The sequence below is a fragment of the Pseudomonas sp. MWU15-20650 genome, assembly GCF_023242475.1.
In the GTDB taxonomy this organism is placed as follows: domain Bacteria; phylum Pseudomonadota; class Gammaproteobacteria; order Pseudomonadales; family Pseudomonadaceae; genus Aquipseudomonas.
Genome location: NZ_JALJFG010000028.1, coordinates 40,213 through 54,872 on the forward strand (window position 1 = coordinate 40,213; position 14,660 = coordinate 54,872).

At 59.5% G+C, this 14,660-nt stretch carries 12 protein-coding genes; 6 read left to right on the forward strand and 6 right to left on the reverse strand.

Translation table 11 applies throughout. The features are described 5' to 3' along the window. Positions 1–51: 51 nt before the first annotated feature. Positions 52–1,014 carry a hypothetical protein gene (locus M5B43_RS19545; RefSeq protein ID WP_248751643.1) on the forward strand — a complete coding sequence of 321 codons (963 nt, stop codon included), beginning with the start codon at positions 52–54 and terminating at the stop codon, positions 1,012–1,014. Between the two features lie 56 nt (positions 1,015–1,070). On the opposite strand, the gene M5B43_RS19550 is transcribed toward M5B43_RS19545, so the two are convergent. Beyond that, positions 1,071–2,222 (reverse strand): MFS transporter, encoded by a 1,152-nt coding sequence (locus M5B43_RS19550; protein WP_248751644.1) that lies wholly within the window; start codon positions 2,220–2,222, stop codon positions 1,071–1,073. Positions 2,223–2,573: 351 nt separating this feature from the next. On the opposite strand from M5B43_RS19550, the gene M5B43_RS19555 reads away from it, so the two are divergent. The 5 genes from M5B43_RS19555 to M5B43_RS19575 all read left to right on the forward strand — a co-directional run bounded on the left by M5B43_RS19555 (position 2,574) and on the right by M5B43_RS19575 (position 9,652). Next, positions 2,574–3,560 carry a diaminopimelate epimerase gene (locus M5B43_RS19555; protein ID WP_248751645.1) on the forward strand — a complete coding sequence of 329 codons (987 nt, stop codon included), beginning with the start codon at positions 2,574–2,576 and terminating at the stop codon, positions 3,558–3,560. A 302-nt stretch (positions 3,561–3,862) separates the two neighbouring features. Next, positions 3,863–5,878, forward strand: coding sequence for a type VI secretion system tip protein VgrG (locus M5B43_RS19560; protein WP_248751646.1), 2,016 nt, complete (start codon positions 3,863–3,865; stop codon positions 5,876–5,878). Continuing rightward, complete coding sequence (locus M5B43_RS19565; RefSeq protein ID WP_248751647.1) at positions 5,878–6,714, forward strand: DUF4123 domain-containing protein; 837 nt, start codon at positions 5,878–5,880, stop codon at positions 6,712–6,714. Before M5B43_RS19560 ends, M5B43_RS19565 begins: the two co-directional genes overlap by 1 nt. A gap of 4 nt (positions 6,715–6,718) precedes the next feature. Further along, complete coding sequence (locus tag M5B43_RS19570; RefSeq protein WP_248751648.1) at positions 6,719–7,486, forward strand: hypothetical protein; 768 nt, start codon at positions 6,719–6,721, stop codon at positions 7,484–7,486. A 15-nt stretch (positions 7,487–7,501) separates the two neighbouring features. Then, a complete protein-coding gene (locus tag M5B43_RS19575) occupies positions 7,502–9,652 on the forward strand; it encodes a lipase family protein (protein WP_248751649.1) in 2,151 nt (716 codons plus the stop codon). 9 nt (positions 9,653–9,661) lie between these two features. Here M5B43_RS19575 and codA read toward each other — a convergent pair whose 3' ends face one another. From codA to M5B43_RS19600, 5 genes are all read right to left on the reverse strand, one after another. After that, complete coding sequence (gene codA / locus M5B43_RS19580) at positions 9,662–10,897, reverse strand: cytosine deaminase (protein WP_248751650.1); 1,236 nt, start codon at positions 10,895–10,897, stop codon at positions 9,662–9,664. A 49-nt stretch (positions 10,898–10,946) separates the two neighbouring features. Next, the gene (gene codB / locus M5B43_RS19585) at positions 10,947–12,215 is read right to left on the reverse strand and encodes a cytosine permease (protein WP_248751651.1); all 1,269 of its coding nucleotides are present in this window, start codon (positions 12,213–12,215) and stop codon (positions 10,947–10,949) included. A 168-nt stretch (positions 12,216–12,383) separates the two neighbouring features. After that, positions 12,384–13,007, reverse strand: a complete 624-nt coding sequence (locus tag M5B43_RS19590; RefSeq protein ID WP_248751652.1) for an NUDIX hydrolase — start codon at positions 13,005–13,007, stop codon at positions 12,384–12,386. Positions 13,008–13,104: 97 nt separating this feature from the next. Continuing rightward, entirely contained in the window at positions 13,105–13,461 is a 357-nt protein-coding gene (gene queD / locus M5B43_RS19595; RefSeq protein ID WP_122720764.1) for a 6-carboxytetrahydropterin synthase QueD, read from the reverse strand. Between the two features lie 76 nt (positions 13,462–13,537). Next, a complete protein-coding gene (locus tag M5B43_RS19600) occupies positions 13,538–14,617 on the reverse strand; it encodes a patatin-like phospholipase family protein (protein ID WP_248751653.1) in 1,080 nt (359 codons plus the stop codon). Between the last annotated feature and the right edge of the window lie 43 nt (positions 14,618–14,660).

Here is a 14,660-nt window from a genome sequence, read left to right on the forward strand (position 1 = left end):
TCGACGAGCAAGCAGCCGGGCTACGAAATCTAAATAGGGTGGAGAGGAAACATGACCGAGATTACTAACTCAGGTGTCAGACCAACCTTTGTGTCGCATATACCTTTTGCAGGCGCGAAGCAGAATGCACCCACACTGGGGTCTGGGGGGGGCGGTTATTCTCGGCCGTCAATAGATGCTCAGGCCACAGGCAAGCCGTTGCAGGAGAGGAGCCCCGCCTATCCCTCCTTGCTGAGCGGCGTTAACAGCATGAATGGCGCCAGCCGGCACATTGACCATCAAAACTACTACGGGGGCATGAGTCAGGTCGGTAACCCCTATGTAAGCTCCGATGACCACTTGCTGGCGACCGCGCTGAAAAACAATTTTTCGGAGTTGGAGCAGTTTCAGACAAAAAAAAAGGGCCTGAGCCAGGCTGCACTGAAGAAGATTGCCAGCGAAGATCCCACCAAAAGCACAGTCTCCGAGCTCACCATCAAGCTGGCCAAGGAGATACTTAACCGGCCCCGCCTGAATGAGGCAATACTGACAAATGGCGGCCACATCACCACTGATAGCCTGAGCAAGGCTGCCGGTTTGATGGTCGGCAATACCAACCCCAACACACGCAGCGCAGACCCGTTCCACGCAAAAACCGATAGGCAGGTGGTTGAGACATTCAGGGGCATGTTTGATGAACTGCGGGATAAGTCGGAAGACTGGAACTTCTTTTTCCAGAAGCACCGGTACGTGAAGGTCGACAAGCTGATCGAAATGAGCAAGGACCCTGACGAGATCGGTAAGAACGGTGAAGTTGTGCGTGACCCGGCTACCGGTTTCCCAAAGAAAAAGTACAGCGAGCTGCAGGTATACATGGCCAAGAACCTGGTCGAACGTCCGGGGCTACTGGCCTCCCTGGACAGCAACAAGGCCAATGGCACCAATATTTTCGGTAGCCATAACGATGATGGCTGGTTGAAGAACTACAGCATCGACCGTTGGTTGAAAAACGACAAAAAAGAAAAGGGCAGTTAAGCATCCTGGCCCACATGAGCGTTCTGAAGGATTCAAGCCGCTCATATCGAGTGCGTTCATACCCGTAGTATTTTTCCGCTGACCGCTACCGCCGCCAGCAATGCACCCATCAACAAGAAGGCGGTAGCCAGGCTGCTGCCATGGGCGATGAACCCGATCACCGCAGGCCCTGCCAATATCCCGGCATAGCCCAGGGTGGTGATGGCAGGCACGGCAATGTGTTCCGGCATGACGTTTTGCTTGCCGACGGCGGTATAGAGCACCGGGACAATGTTTGAACAGCCTGCGCCCACCAGCGCATAACCCAGCAGCGCCATTTCCCACGCGGGGGAGAGCGTGGCGAGGAAGATACCGGCCGAGGCCAGCGCACCGCCGACGACGATTACCCGGGTTGCGCCCAAGCGCCGTACAATCGCGTCACCGGTCAAACGCCCGGCGGTCATGGTCAGGGCAAATGCCGCGTAACCCAGGCCCGCGTAGGCTTCGTCCAGTCCGCGTTCGGCGCTGAGGAATACCGCGCTCCAGTCCAGCACAGCCCCTTCCACAAGAAACACGATAAAGCACAGGCAGCCGATGAACAGCACTACACCCTGTGGAACGGCAAAGGCCGGGCCTGAACTTTCACTCCCGTAGGGCAGTAAGTGCGGCGCCGCCTTGAGCAAAGCCCCCCCCATAATGGCGATCACCACAAAGGTCGCCTGCAAGGGCGAGAGCCCCAGCCCCAGCAAGCCTGCAACACCCGCCGCACCGACAATCCCGCCCAGGCTGAACAGCCCGTGAAAGCCCGACATCATGGTGTTGCCACTGGCTCGCTCGACGATCACCGCCTGCAAGTTGACCGTGGAGTCTACGGTGCCCAGGCCAGCGCCAAACAGAAACAGTGCGGTCATCAATAATGGAATCGAACTGACGGTGGCGAGCATTGGTAGGGCCAGGCAGATCATGAGCGTACCGGCAACCAGTACGCGTCGGCAGCCAAATCGGGACGCCAGTGCACCTGCCATCGGCATGGCCATGATCGAACCCACTCCCAGGCACAGCAGTAACAAGCCGAGCGTGCCTTCATTCAGATTCGCGCGTGCTTTGGCATACGGCACCAGGGGCGCCCAGGCTGCGATACCGAAACCGGCGATGAAAAACGCGATACGCGTCGACATTTGTTCCAGCCGCCCGGCAACCACGGGTGCAGGGGTGGGGATAGCAGTCATGAAAAATCCTTGGTTTTGCGTTCAGCGAACGATGTCCGGCGTGACATCCTTGCATATCAGGCCCCATCGAGCGAGCCGGGTTCCCTTTACGCCTGAGAGAGTAGCGCGCGGGTTGCGAGAATTTTTTTACAAACACGGAACGTCCTGGGCGTTGATGGCCACACAGAGCGTAGGAGGTGCGCTGGAAGGTGTGTAATCCCTGCGGGAATGGTTGAACCCCAGGTTTCCTGCTCTGGGATTACCCTCTTTCAGCGCACCTCACACGAGACCGTTGTTCTGTAATACGCTGCTACACCAGAGAGCAGGCAACTGGACGACAGTACCGATGAAGACTTCCATGCAGGTGTCAGCGTGACTCAGTTCTACGACGCACGCGGCAATGTTTATGGGGTGGTTAGCCCGGCCTATTTATGCAGCCAGGGCATTGATGTGCCGCAAAGCGCTGCCCTGGCTGCGAGCACGCGGGAAACCTGGGCCGCGTCGGCGATCGCCTCTGAATGCGGTTGGGGCTCATCGCCGCATCCGGCCGATGCCAAGGCACATCGCTGTGACGGTTTGTTGGTGGGGCCGTTTCAGACTCAGTCGCCGTTTGACTTGTTGATCATCAATACCGATGGCTCTCTCGCCGAGCGCAGTGGCAATGGGTTGACCATCTTTGCCCAAGCCCTGACCGACCAGGGCTTGATGACGCAGGGCGGTGAATTGCGGGTGCATCACGACAAGTCGGACGCAGCATCGCCCGTGGCGACGTCTGTCGAGCCGGCGATGCATGAGCAGGTTCCTGGTTTTTGGCTGGCTTTGGGCCAGCCGATGTTCGGTGCGTTGGCCGTTGGGGCGGTGGGCGTGGGTACCCAGGCTGTTGGGCAGCATGACTTCAACTCAGTACCGGCGCTGGTTACGCTCAACCCACAATGGGCGCATAGCCAGTTTGTGCGAGTGGGCAACCCCCATTGTGTGACGCTGGTCGAGCAGGTGTCGGCATTGCCGGACAACGACACGATGCATCAGGCGGCCCTGTTCATGCCGTTGCGGACTATTGCCTTTGCGCCGCCCGTGGGCGCCGGCCAACCTTGTGCCGGTGGGGTCAACCTGCAATGGGTCGCCCGGGATATCGATAATCGGCTCATCGCGCGTGTGTTCGAGAGGGGAGAGGGGCCTACCGCGTCCTCGGGGACCAGCGCCTGTGCGGTGGCTTGCGCAGCGTGGCGAGCGGGCTGGGTTGAATGCGCAGACGTCGCCGTGGTGATGCCGGGGGGCATAGCGCCCGTGCGCTTGCAGGTGGAGGATGGAACATTGCTGAGGGTCAGTCTTTTCGGCACGGCGCGGGCAAAAAGTTGACCCGGAAATAATGCCGGATGGTTAGAACAGGTGTCGGTTTTTTCCTTGCGAACTAGTTAATTAACTTACAAGTAAAAGTAAGAGTTTTCTTGTTGTTAGTGGATGGCTGATTGACTGCATTTCTTGATTTGTAAAAGACACTTCCAACTTCGCCGTACGAAACTTCTTTTTTATTTCTGAACGTCCGAAATGTGCCTGAAATCGCTAAGCTTCAGGGCGTCAAGGCGCTTTCTTTCGCAATCCAATTGGCATTTGCGGGGGGCGCGTATTTCAGTCAAAAAGTTGAGGGTGGGTAACAACGGATGGTTAGCACGTTTGTTTCGTCACGTTTCAAGTTGATCCTTCCAGAGATAAACACAGGCTTCCAGGTGCTGGCGTTCAACGGCTGCGAGGCCCTTGATCAGCCGTACTTTATCCAGGTGCAGTTAGTCAGCGAAGACCCCTCGTTAAACCTGGAGGCTTTGCTGCACCAACCCGCCTATCTGGACTTCGGCGAAGCGGGTCTGGGGCTGCATGGGCAGGTCTATGCCATCGGGCGGGATGACCCCGGGGTTCGGCTCACGCGTTACCACCTGACCCTGGCACCGCGCCTGGCATACCTTGCCCTCCGTCGCGACCAGCGAGTCTTTCAGCAGCGCAGCGTGCCGCAGATTATTGCGGCAGTCCTGGAGCACCATGGCATCCTTGCAGACGCTTATGCCTTCGAGCTCGGGCCGGTGCTGTATCCGCCGCGAACGTTCTGCGTGCAGTACACCGAGTCCGACTTGCACTTCCTGCAGCGGTTGTGTGAGGAAGAGGGCATTCACTACCACTTTCGCCACAGTGTGGATAATCATCTCCTGGTTTTCGGTGATGACCAGACCGTGTTTCGACGGTTGCCTGTTCAACGCTATTGCGCGTCAACCGATCCGACGCGCGAGGGCCGAGTCATCCAGCGTTTCGACCGGCGCCTGGAAACACGTAGCCAACAAACCGTGCGCCGTGACTATGACTTTGAGCACCCATCGTTGCGCCTGCAAGACAAGGCCGGCGCGGCGTCGGCACTGCCCCTCGAAGACTATGGCTACCCCGCAGGCTTCACCCGCCACGCACGGGGTGCGCAATTGGCACGACGGGACCTGGAGCGCCATCAGAGCGATTGTCATCAGGTATTGGGCAAGAGCGATCAGCCTGCACTGTGCAGCGGTCTCTTTCTCGAGTTGTGTGAACACCCGGACGCCGATTGCAATGACTTATGGCTGCTGACCTCGGTCCATCACGAAGGTTATCAACCCCAGGTATTGGAGGAGTCGGTCGTCGAGGCTGACGGGTTCCAGGGCTATCGTAACCGTTTCACTGCAACCCCATGGCGGGCGGTATATAGGCCGCCGCTCAAACATCCCAAACCGACGATCAGTGGCAGCCAGACCGCCACGGTGACCGGGCCGGCAGGTGAGGACATACATTGCGATGCGTACGGGCGGGTGAAGGTGCGCTTTCATTGGGACCGCCTGGACAAGGCCGATGACAAAAGCAGCTGTTGGGTGCGGGTGGCGTCGGGGTGGGCCGGTGATGGTTTCGGCACCCTGGTCATTCCCCGGGTGGGCATGGAAGTGCTGGTGACCTTTCTGGAAGGCGACCCGGATCAGCCTCTTATCAACGGCTGCCTGCCCAATGCACTGCACCTGCCGGCCTATTCCTTGCCACAGCACAAGACGCGCAGCGTGCTACGCAGCCGCAGCTCCCCGGGTGGTGCGGGGGCCAACGAGTTGCACGTCGAGGACCGCTGCGGCGAGGAACTGATCTACCTGCGCGCCCAGCGCGATCTGGAGCAACAGGTGGGCCATGACAGCCGTCTGGAAGTGGGCGGGGAACGGCGTGAAGTCATCCGGGGCTTAAGCTCTGTTCAACTGGGAAGCGAAGAGCATCACCACGTTGCCGGTGACCGCAAGGTTGTGCTCGATGCGCACGATCATCTCAGCGTGCAGGGTGACAGCCTGACCCGAGTTGGCCAGACCCTGGTGATCGAGGCGGGGCAGCACGTTCACCTCAAGGCCGGTGCCCGCCTGGTTGTCGATGCGGGCGCGCAATTGAGCCTGAAGGCAGGAGGAGAGCACCTGGTGATTCAGGCCGGCGGTATTTTCAGCAGCCGGCCCGTCACCCTGGGCGGCTCACCATCCGTAACCCGTTCGGTGGGGGCCTCGCCGGTTGCGGTCCCGAAGCTCTCCGTAGCGCAAGACGCCCTCATGGAGCTGGCCAGGCAACTGGAGGCGGATTTTTGCCCCCTGTGTGAGTGCTGCCGTGAAGGCCTGTGCGATACCGCCGAGAGGGCAGCCTGATGGAAAGCTTGCCCCATCAATGGATGGTTCAACAGCAGCAGATGGGGCATCGGCTGTGCCTGATGCTTGAGGGCAGCAGCGAGGCCCGGCAGCCCATGTTGGCCGTGCGCGGCCTGTCGCAATATTGCACCCTCTACAGCGAGACCGCCGCGGCGGAGCTGGCGAACGCAGGCCCGGTGATCTTGCTGTTGGAGCAGATGCACGAGCCCACGCTGGTCGACCTGCTGCAACACCCCGAGACAAACTGGGGGTGGTTGGGCAGCTTGCCCGCCGCTGATTTGTCGGGTGTGACACACCATTGGCGCGAGAGACTGCTGGTGGGGCCGAAGGGGCAGCAGGCGCTTTATCGCATTCATGACAACCGCACCCTGGCCCGTGCCTTGGCCCATCTACCGACAGCGCATTGGCCGGCGTTCCTGGGGCCGCTGATCAGCGTGTGCTACTGGCATGAGGGCCATTGGCGGCAACGCGAAAACCCCGCCCCTGGCGACTACCCGGTACCGGAGCCCGCTCCCTGGCGTAACACCCCAAACCCCCATGCCCAAGCCATCCTGCACGCCAATATCCTGCGTTACCTGTTGGCGGAGCACAGTGAGCAGCTCGTGGCGTTGGCTGAGTTTCAAGACCCAAGGAGTTGGCTGGCCCAGGTACTCGTGCAGGCTCGTGCCTGGCAGTGGCACCGGCCGGATCAGCTGGAATTCCTGGTGGTACGCCGGTTGGAGGAAGCGACTCGCGGCAGTCTTATTCGTTGGCAGCCGTGGGTAGGGGAGGTGCCAGGAGAGCATTTTGAACGGGTGGTGGACCAGTGGCGCAGGGAGGGGCTCGAGCTTGAATAGGTGGATGGGACGTGTGTTGCTCATTGCTTGCGTGACATGGCTTTCAGGGTGTGCGGGGAAGGCTGCGCAGAGCTTTACGTTGGAGATGGATTTGCCGGCGGATTTCAAAGTTAAAACGGCGGCTAACTATTCTCCTGGCACAGGTGAGTTGTGCACATTGCCACGTCGGCGAGGCCAGAGACCAGAACGAAAGGTTTTCTTTACTGAGTACAACTCTGTGGCCACTCGGGTGAGCTATGTATTGCCGCTGAATGAAACGGTAGAGGGGTGTCCGCTCGTATTACGCAGTATTGAGTTTGATTTTTATGCGAAGTGGGGGGCGCGGCACTCGGATGTTGGAGGCGATATTGCTGGTATTTCCATTCGAGATCGTTTGGAAGGTGATGTCGCTGGGATGCCTGAGTCGGGTGTTCAAAAGATACATCGGCAATGTCGGTGGTATTTCCGGACGGTGGGGCCTGTGCATGCGATCACCAAAATTCTGTTATGCCGCCCAATGGACTCAGTGAGGCAGCCGCAAAAAAAAGGCGCGGGTGGTGTTGTGCAACGACATCAGCTACCGGGTAAAAAACTCAGAATGGGGCTGACGGTTATTGACGAAGAATTACCTGCTTTTGACGATAGATGGATAGCTGTACCGGGTGGGTGGAAGCGTTGCAGAGGCCAAAGTTTTGAGGACCTGGCCGCCTTTTGCGCTGGTAATACTACGGAGTTTAAGCCTATCAAAATGCCTGATGGGCGCATATGTGATGTTTATCCAACATGCCAATAATAGGGAGCGAGCATTATGGAACTGGATGCAAGGAAGCAATCTTTTTTTAGCGACGAAATGCCTGCATGTGCATTGCGTGGCCAATGGGCGAGTTTTTGCTTGGTGGATGAAACGGGGAGTGGAAAAGCTTACGGTGGGCTTTCATACACTATTCATGACAGCACCGGCCGCCGGTACGCCGGCAGATTGAATGGAGACGGTTTCGCCAAGCTGCAGGATTTTTATTGCGGTCCCATCATTCTTATCTTGGATGAGTTGTATGGCGGGAATGAAGCACTCTATGACCGGCTGAGAACGCGCCTGACGTACAGGCTACCTATCACTGAGCTTCAAGTTCGCGCTGAACGAACATACTTTTCCAACCCTGATGGCCAGCGTATCAAGGAGAATCCAACGCGGCAAAAAGGGGATCGCTTTTATCAAGTGGAGGTCAGTGATTTGGTTCGTCATGTCGCGCATCTACCCCGTTTGGCACCTACGGTTCACCGGCCTGAAACTCATGCACTGAAAATGATGGCCGACCTTGGATTCGGTCCGCCACAACCGACCCTTTCTGGGATCGTATTGTTCCCGAATCAACACACTGTGCTGGAAGTACGGCCATTGCGAGCATTGCGCCCGATGCTTTCCAATGAAGACGCGTTCTGCGCCTTGAACCTCTATCAGTTGGCTTTAATGTCGGCCCTGAGTTATTGCGACTTTGGCCAACAGCCTCCCGAGATGCCTAGGGATCAAGTCAGTTTTCCACGGGGCTCTACGGTTGGAAATCTGTTCGCTGAAAAGCTCTCGGGATATCAGGAAGCCTGGCGCGTTGATCCAAAGCAAGAGCAGCGTTTCTATCCGTTTTATGAAGAGGTTCCTTACTCCAGGCGTTTCGAGATCCTGCCTTTCGATCCAGAGTTGTACCCTGAAAATCGTCCGGAACTTAAGGACGACCAGGAGCATCCGGCACGCTTACACTTTTTCGATGATGAAAAACAGGGTACTGACACCCAGGCTTTCATCACTCACCATGATGAGGTGATCCTGATTTCTGTGCGGGGAACGGTCAGCGGTGCCGACGTGCTGCGGGACGCAAACGCTCATCAGGTGGCTATTGCCGGCGGTGTTGGTAAAGCGCATGAGGGGTTTTATCAGGCTTACCTGGCGATGAACGATTTCGTGCTTCGTTACCTCGACCAGTTTTACGAAAGGCAGCGAATAGTCATTTGCGGTCATAGCCTGGGCGGTGCGATTGCGTTGCTCTTGGCAGAAGGGCTGCGACGCGTCGCGGATCGCAACTACAACCCACTCCTCTACACCTACGGTGCCCCCCGCGCCGCCGACGCCGAATTCACGCGTGGCGCCTCGTCGCTGGTGCATCACCGCATCGTCAACCACAACGACCCCGTCCCCAGCGTCCCGGCGCCATGGATGAACACCACCGCCAAACTCTGGGTACCCGGGGCGATCACGTTATTCAGCGCCCCCGCTCCTGGTGGCCTGTTGTTCGCCGCCGGGCTGGTACGGGTGGGCGGTAACGCCTATGAGCATCACGGTGAGCAGCATCACTTCACGCCGATCACGCTCCCGGATGGAACCCATTCTTCGGTGTTATGGAAACCCGGTTGTGAATCCATTCAAGACGCCGGTTGCAATCGCGCCTTGCAACTGCACGGTGATATGCCGCCCCGCGACAATTTGCTGAAACAGCTATTCCAGGCCAGCCAGCACTTCATGACTGCCAGCTACATCCCCGCGGCCTGGGCCACATTACGACGCTGGCAACAAACCCTGGATAGCCAAGGCCCTCTGGTTACCCCGAGGGAGTTTGAGTTGCTCGACCGAGCCCTCGAAGACATGCGCGAGCAGTTGAGGGGCAAACGGCGTGAACGTGCCCGTCGGCGGCCGGCCAATGAGCGTAGTCATGAAACCAACGACGCCTTGAACGCGGAGATAGACCGGTTGCATACCAGCCGCGAGCGCCTCGCCAGCCTGCGCTGGCGGCGCCTTGAGGCTCGTGATGTGTATGGCAGTTGCGCGCGCTCCGTGCACCTGCAACCCAGCCTCACGCGCTGGTTCAGCCATCGCGAAAACCGCGAGTTATCCCAACTCGCCAGTATCCCGCCAGCCTCTCACAACGAGCGGGGAAGGGCGCAGACACTGGACATCGACTCGGTCGTCTAGCCGACTGGGTTACACAAACTCCACCTGGGCCGGCTGCCGCTTCATCAGCACCTGGCCGTTACGGATCGAGTACAAGGGCAGGCCCTGGCTGCGAATCACTTCATAGTCGCTGTCGGCCGACAGGATCAACAGGTTGGCCGGTCGACCGGCCTCCAGGCCGTACCGGTCGCCCAGGGCCATGGCCTTGGCACTGTTATCGGTGACCAGGTCCAGGGCAGTTTGCAGGTTGCGGTAGCCGAGCATATGACAGATGTGCAAACCGGCCTCGAGGATCCGCAGGATATTGCCGTTACCCAGGGGGTACCAGGGATCGACGATGGAGTCCTGGCCGAAACAGACGTTCATGCCGGCTTCGAGCAGTTCGTTTACGCGCGTGACGCCACGGCGTTTCGGGAAACTGTCGAAGCGGCCCTGCAGGTGGATGCTTTCGGTGGGACAGGAGACGAAGCTGATGCCGGAATGCCCCAGCAGGCGAAACAGTTTGGCGCAGTAGGCGTTGTCATAGGAGCCCATGGCCGTGGTGTGGCTGGCGGTGACGCGGGCGCCCATCCCGCGGCTGCGGGCTTCTTCAGCGAGAACTTCGAGAAAGCGCGAGTGAGGGTCATCGGTTTCATCACAGTGCACGTCGACCAGGCAACCGGTGCGTTCGGCCAGGTCCATGAGGAACTTCACCGAACTTACCCCTTGGTCGCGGGTGTACTCGAAGTGCGGGATGCCGCCGATTACGTCGGCACCCAGGCGAATGGCTTCTTCCATCAGTTCGCGGCCATTGCGGAACGACTCGATGCCCTCCTGGGGAAAGGCCACGATTTGCAGGTCGATCAGGTGCCTGCTTTCTTCGCGTACTTCCAACAGGGCTTTGAGCGCGGTGAGGTCTGGGTCGGTGACGTCGACATGGGTGCGCACGTGCTGGATACCGTGGGCCGCGAGGGCCTGGATGGTTTTTTTTGCGCGGGTCTTGGTGTCTGCCTGGGTAATGGTGGCTTTGCGTTCACCCCAGCATTCGATGCCTTCAAACAGAGTCCCGCTCATGTTCCAGCGCGGTTCGCCGGCAGTGAGGGTGGCGTCGAGGTGAATGTGTGGTTCGACGAAGGGCGGTATCACCAGGTTGCCGGCGGCGTCCAGGTCTCCCGCCGTCAGTGTCGGCAACCCCGTTTGCGCGGTAATGCTGGCGATCCGGCCGTGTTCCAGGTGCAGATCATGCAGGCCTTCACGGTTGCGCAGGCGGGCGTTGATGATATGCATGGGCAAGTTCCTCTTGGCAAAAAAAGTCAGGCAGACAGCCGCCGGATCATCAGGGTGATACTGATGCCCAGGCGGTCATAGTGCGTAGTATGGCGCTGAGCAGCAGGTAGGTCAGTGACGCGGCAACAATTCCCACCAACGGTGCGACCCACGGCGAGTTGAACGCCAGCACCGTGCCCACCGCATACGCTGCCAGCCCCGGCCAGTTGAACGCCGGCAGGCGCGCATCCGCCAGGCGTGGGTATTGGCCTCGATAGCGATAGAAAAAGTCTGCCATGATCACTCCGCCAATCGGCGGGATTACCGTGCCAAGCAGGATCAGGTACGGCACCAGCATGTCGTACATGCCCAGCAGGGCGAGCAGGGTACCGATCACCGCACCGGCCAGGGTCACGGTCTTGCGGCGCTGGGTGCGCAGCAGGTTGCAACCGGCAACGGCGAAGTTGTAGATGGTATTGTCCTGGGTGCTCCAGATGTTGAGCAGCAGCATGGCCATCGCCGCCATGGCGAAACCTTGCAGCAGCAAGACTTCCACCACGTCCGGTTGTTGATAGACGATGGCCCCGTAGGCCCCGATCAACACCATCAAGCCATTGCCGATAAAAAAGCCGATCAGGCTGGCCAGCACCGCGACTTTGGCGGAGCGGGCAAACCGTGTCCAGTTGGTGGCCTGGGTCGCGCCGCTGACAAAGGTGCCGAACACCAAGGTGATGGCCGTGGACACGTCCAGCTCAGCGGTTGGTACTACCGCCAGCAGGCCATCCAGCCCGCCGACCTTTACGGTGGCGACCCACATCGACAGCAACAGCAGAATGCCCATGGCCGGCACCGCAATGTAGGACAGGATTTCCAACCCGCGATACCCCACGTACGCCGTGGCGCAAAACAACAGGCCGAATACCACCATCAACGCCTGCACACTGTCCTGGCTCAATTCGAAATACTTGCCCAGCACCACTGCGGCCGTCGCGGTACCCCAGGCATACCAGCCAATCTGGGTGAATCCGAGGATCAAGTCACTGAGCTTGCTGCCCACTTCGCCAAAGCAGAAGCGCCCCATCAGCACCGAGTTCAGGCCGCTTTTGAACGCGACGTAACCCAGGCCTGCGGCGTAGATACCCAACAGCAGGTTACCCAAGGCCACGACACCGAGCATGTCGGTGAAGCTGAACGCGACCCCCAGCTTGCCGCCGGCAAACATGGTGGCGGTAAAAAACGTGAAGCCCAGCAGCACCATGGCCGTGGACGCCAGGCCCTTGCGCGCGTGCAGGGGTACTTCGCTGAGGGGGTAGTCGTTTCCCGGTGCTTGCTGCGTCATGTGCCTTGCTCCCTGAGTGAGTGACGCAGGCTCACTGCACCGTGCGTGCCAAAACAGCCGCAGTGACGCGCGCACAGTATTTATAGCCAATCAGGGGTAAATCACCGGCAGGATCGTGCGTCGTGCCCCGTCAGGCGCGAAAGCGGTGCAGCCGTGAGACAAGTTGGATCAATCGAACAGTGTCTGTGTGGTCTCGCCGCGATGAAACGCAAAGGCGGCCTCAAGGTCACTTTCGATGGTGCGCCCACGGGACAGCGGCGGTAGGTTGTCCAAGGCGAAAAAGCCGACCTCGGTGGTTTCGAAGCCCGCCATCGGGGCCAGTTGGTCCACCCGATCACACAGGAAATACAACTTGTAGAAGTCTCGCACATCCGGCCGATACAAGCCCTTGGCCTTGTGCGTGACGCTGTACAGCGCCCGCGCCGTTACCGTCAGACCGGCTTCCTCGCGGATCTCCTTGATGATGTTTTCCGCCGCCGACAATCCGATATCGGCATAGCCACCCGGCAGCGCCCAGCAGCCATCGGTCAATTCCCGTACCAGCAGAATCCGGTCGCCCTCGATCACCGCACCGCGCACGTCGATCATGGGGGTTGAATAACGCTTGGCGAAGTCCGAGACCAGGCCGGTGATGCGTTCCAGGGGAACATCGGCCAATTGCGCAAGCATGCTGTGGGCAATCTCGGCGATCTCCTCCAGGCGCTCGCGTTCGAAATCATCGGTGCAAAAGTACAGTCCGGTAGACGCCAGCGCCTGCAAGCGTTTGGCTTGGGCCAGCCAGGTGTTTTCCATGGTGTTCTCCTGGGTACCGAGCAATGACTACGGGTTGAAGGGGGCGACAGCAGCCGTAAAAAAACCACCGCCAGGGTGGTTTTTTTACGTCGCCGGTTTACTCACCGCGATAGATGCAACCGCTGGTGCACGTCTCATGGATACGAATCGCACTGAGTTCGGGCAGCAAAGGTTTCAATTCATTCCAGATCCACTTGGCCAGCACTTCGCTGGTGGGGTTTTCCAGGCCGGGGATGTCATTGAGGTAGTTGTGGTCGAGGCGCTCATAGAGTGGCTTGAAAATCGCCTTGATCTCCGAGAAGTCGCGAATCCAGCCGGTATGGGGATCCAGGTCGCCGCTCAGATGGATCGCCACCTTGAACGAATGCCCGTGCAGGCGCCCGCATTTGTGGCCTTGCGGTACGTGCGGCAGGCGATGGGCGGATTCGAATGTAAATTCCTTGAAGATTTCCACAGTATTTTCAGCTCGGTCAGGTATCTGGCAGGCGGCGAGTTTAACAGCTTGATCCCATCCCGCGCATACCGCTTGGTCATAGCACCTGCAAGTGCTCGCCCAATTTGCCGTTGTCGGCCAAGTCCAGGAACTCATCCCCCAACCGCCGGCTTTCACTCATCGCCGTTTGCCAGTACTTGTTGCGGCTTGTGTCATCGCCCATGAAGCGCTTGAAGTCGCTGCGGTCCGGCAATTTGCCGTGGGGCAGGCGAGCCAGGTAGTCCTTAGAGGGCGCCAGCAGCAACACATCCTGCAAGCCCTGTGGGTTGCTGCGTCGCCATGGCAGGCTTTTGTCGAACCAGCCTGGGATGACCCGGTCGGTAAAGTGCGGGTACAGCACGATGTCGTTGCCGTGGTAGGGCAGGTCAAGGTGGTAGTCCAGCAGGCCACCGTCGCGGTAGGTACCCGCGCCGGCCCCAGGCAGGTCGCGTACGCCTTGCATCACCATGGGGATCGAGCCGGACGCCAGCAATGCTTGGCGCAGGTTGCCCAACCGCAGGTCCAGGAAGCGCGACGGGAAATCCTTCAGCGGATGCACTGGCGGGGCCTGGCGCGGGTCGTGGATGATCAGCCGTTCGAAGTGCCGTGACAGGCGTGCGCGGCCCCGCAGGTTATCGGCGATCACCGAGGACAGCCCTAGCCCCAGCCGCCCACGGTGATCATCGGCGAGCAAGCCGTGGCTCTTGACCACCATGATATTGAGGCGATAGTCGGGGTTGCCCAGCACCTGCGCATCACGGCCGGCCAGCAGGTCATCGAGCATGCGCTCGCAGCTCCGGCTGACTTCGGCCATGGTCACGCCTTTGGCGAAGCGCTGTTCGTTATACAGGCGGCCCAAGTCCAGCAAGCCTTGCACCGGGTCGGGCAGGCAGGCGCTGGCAAACCGCCAGGAACCGATGGACGCGCCGATCAGTGCACGTTCGCGCGGCGCGCGCGGCAACCAGTCGCCGAACAGCGCCAAGTCCAGGCCCTGGATGCCCAAGGCCTTGGGGCCGCCCGCCGCACCGGGTAGGATGCCGACGTCAGCCGGTTGCAGGCCCTGTTCGCGAATGCGCGAACAGGCGCGTTTACCGGCCTTGAGGGTCAAGGCGCGGAATGGGATATGGATGGCTGTCATACCGGGTCTCTTTTGACGCGAGCGGGGCAGTATAGGAAATCTC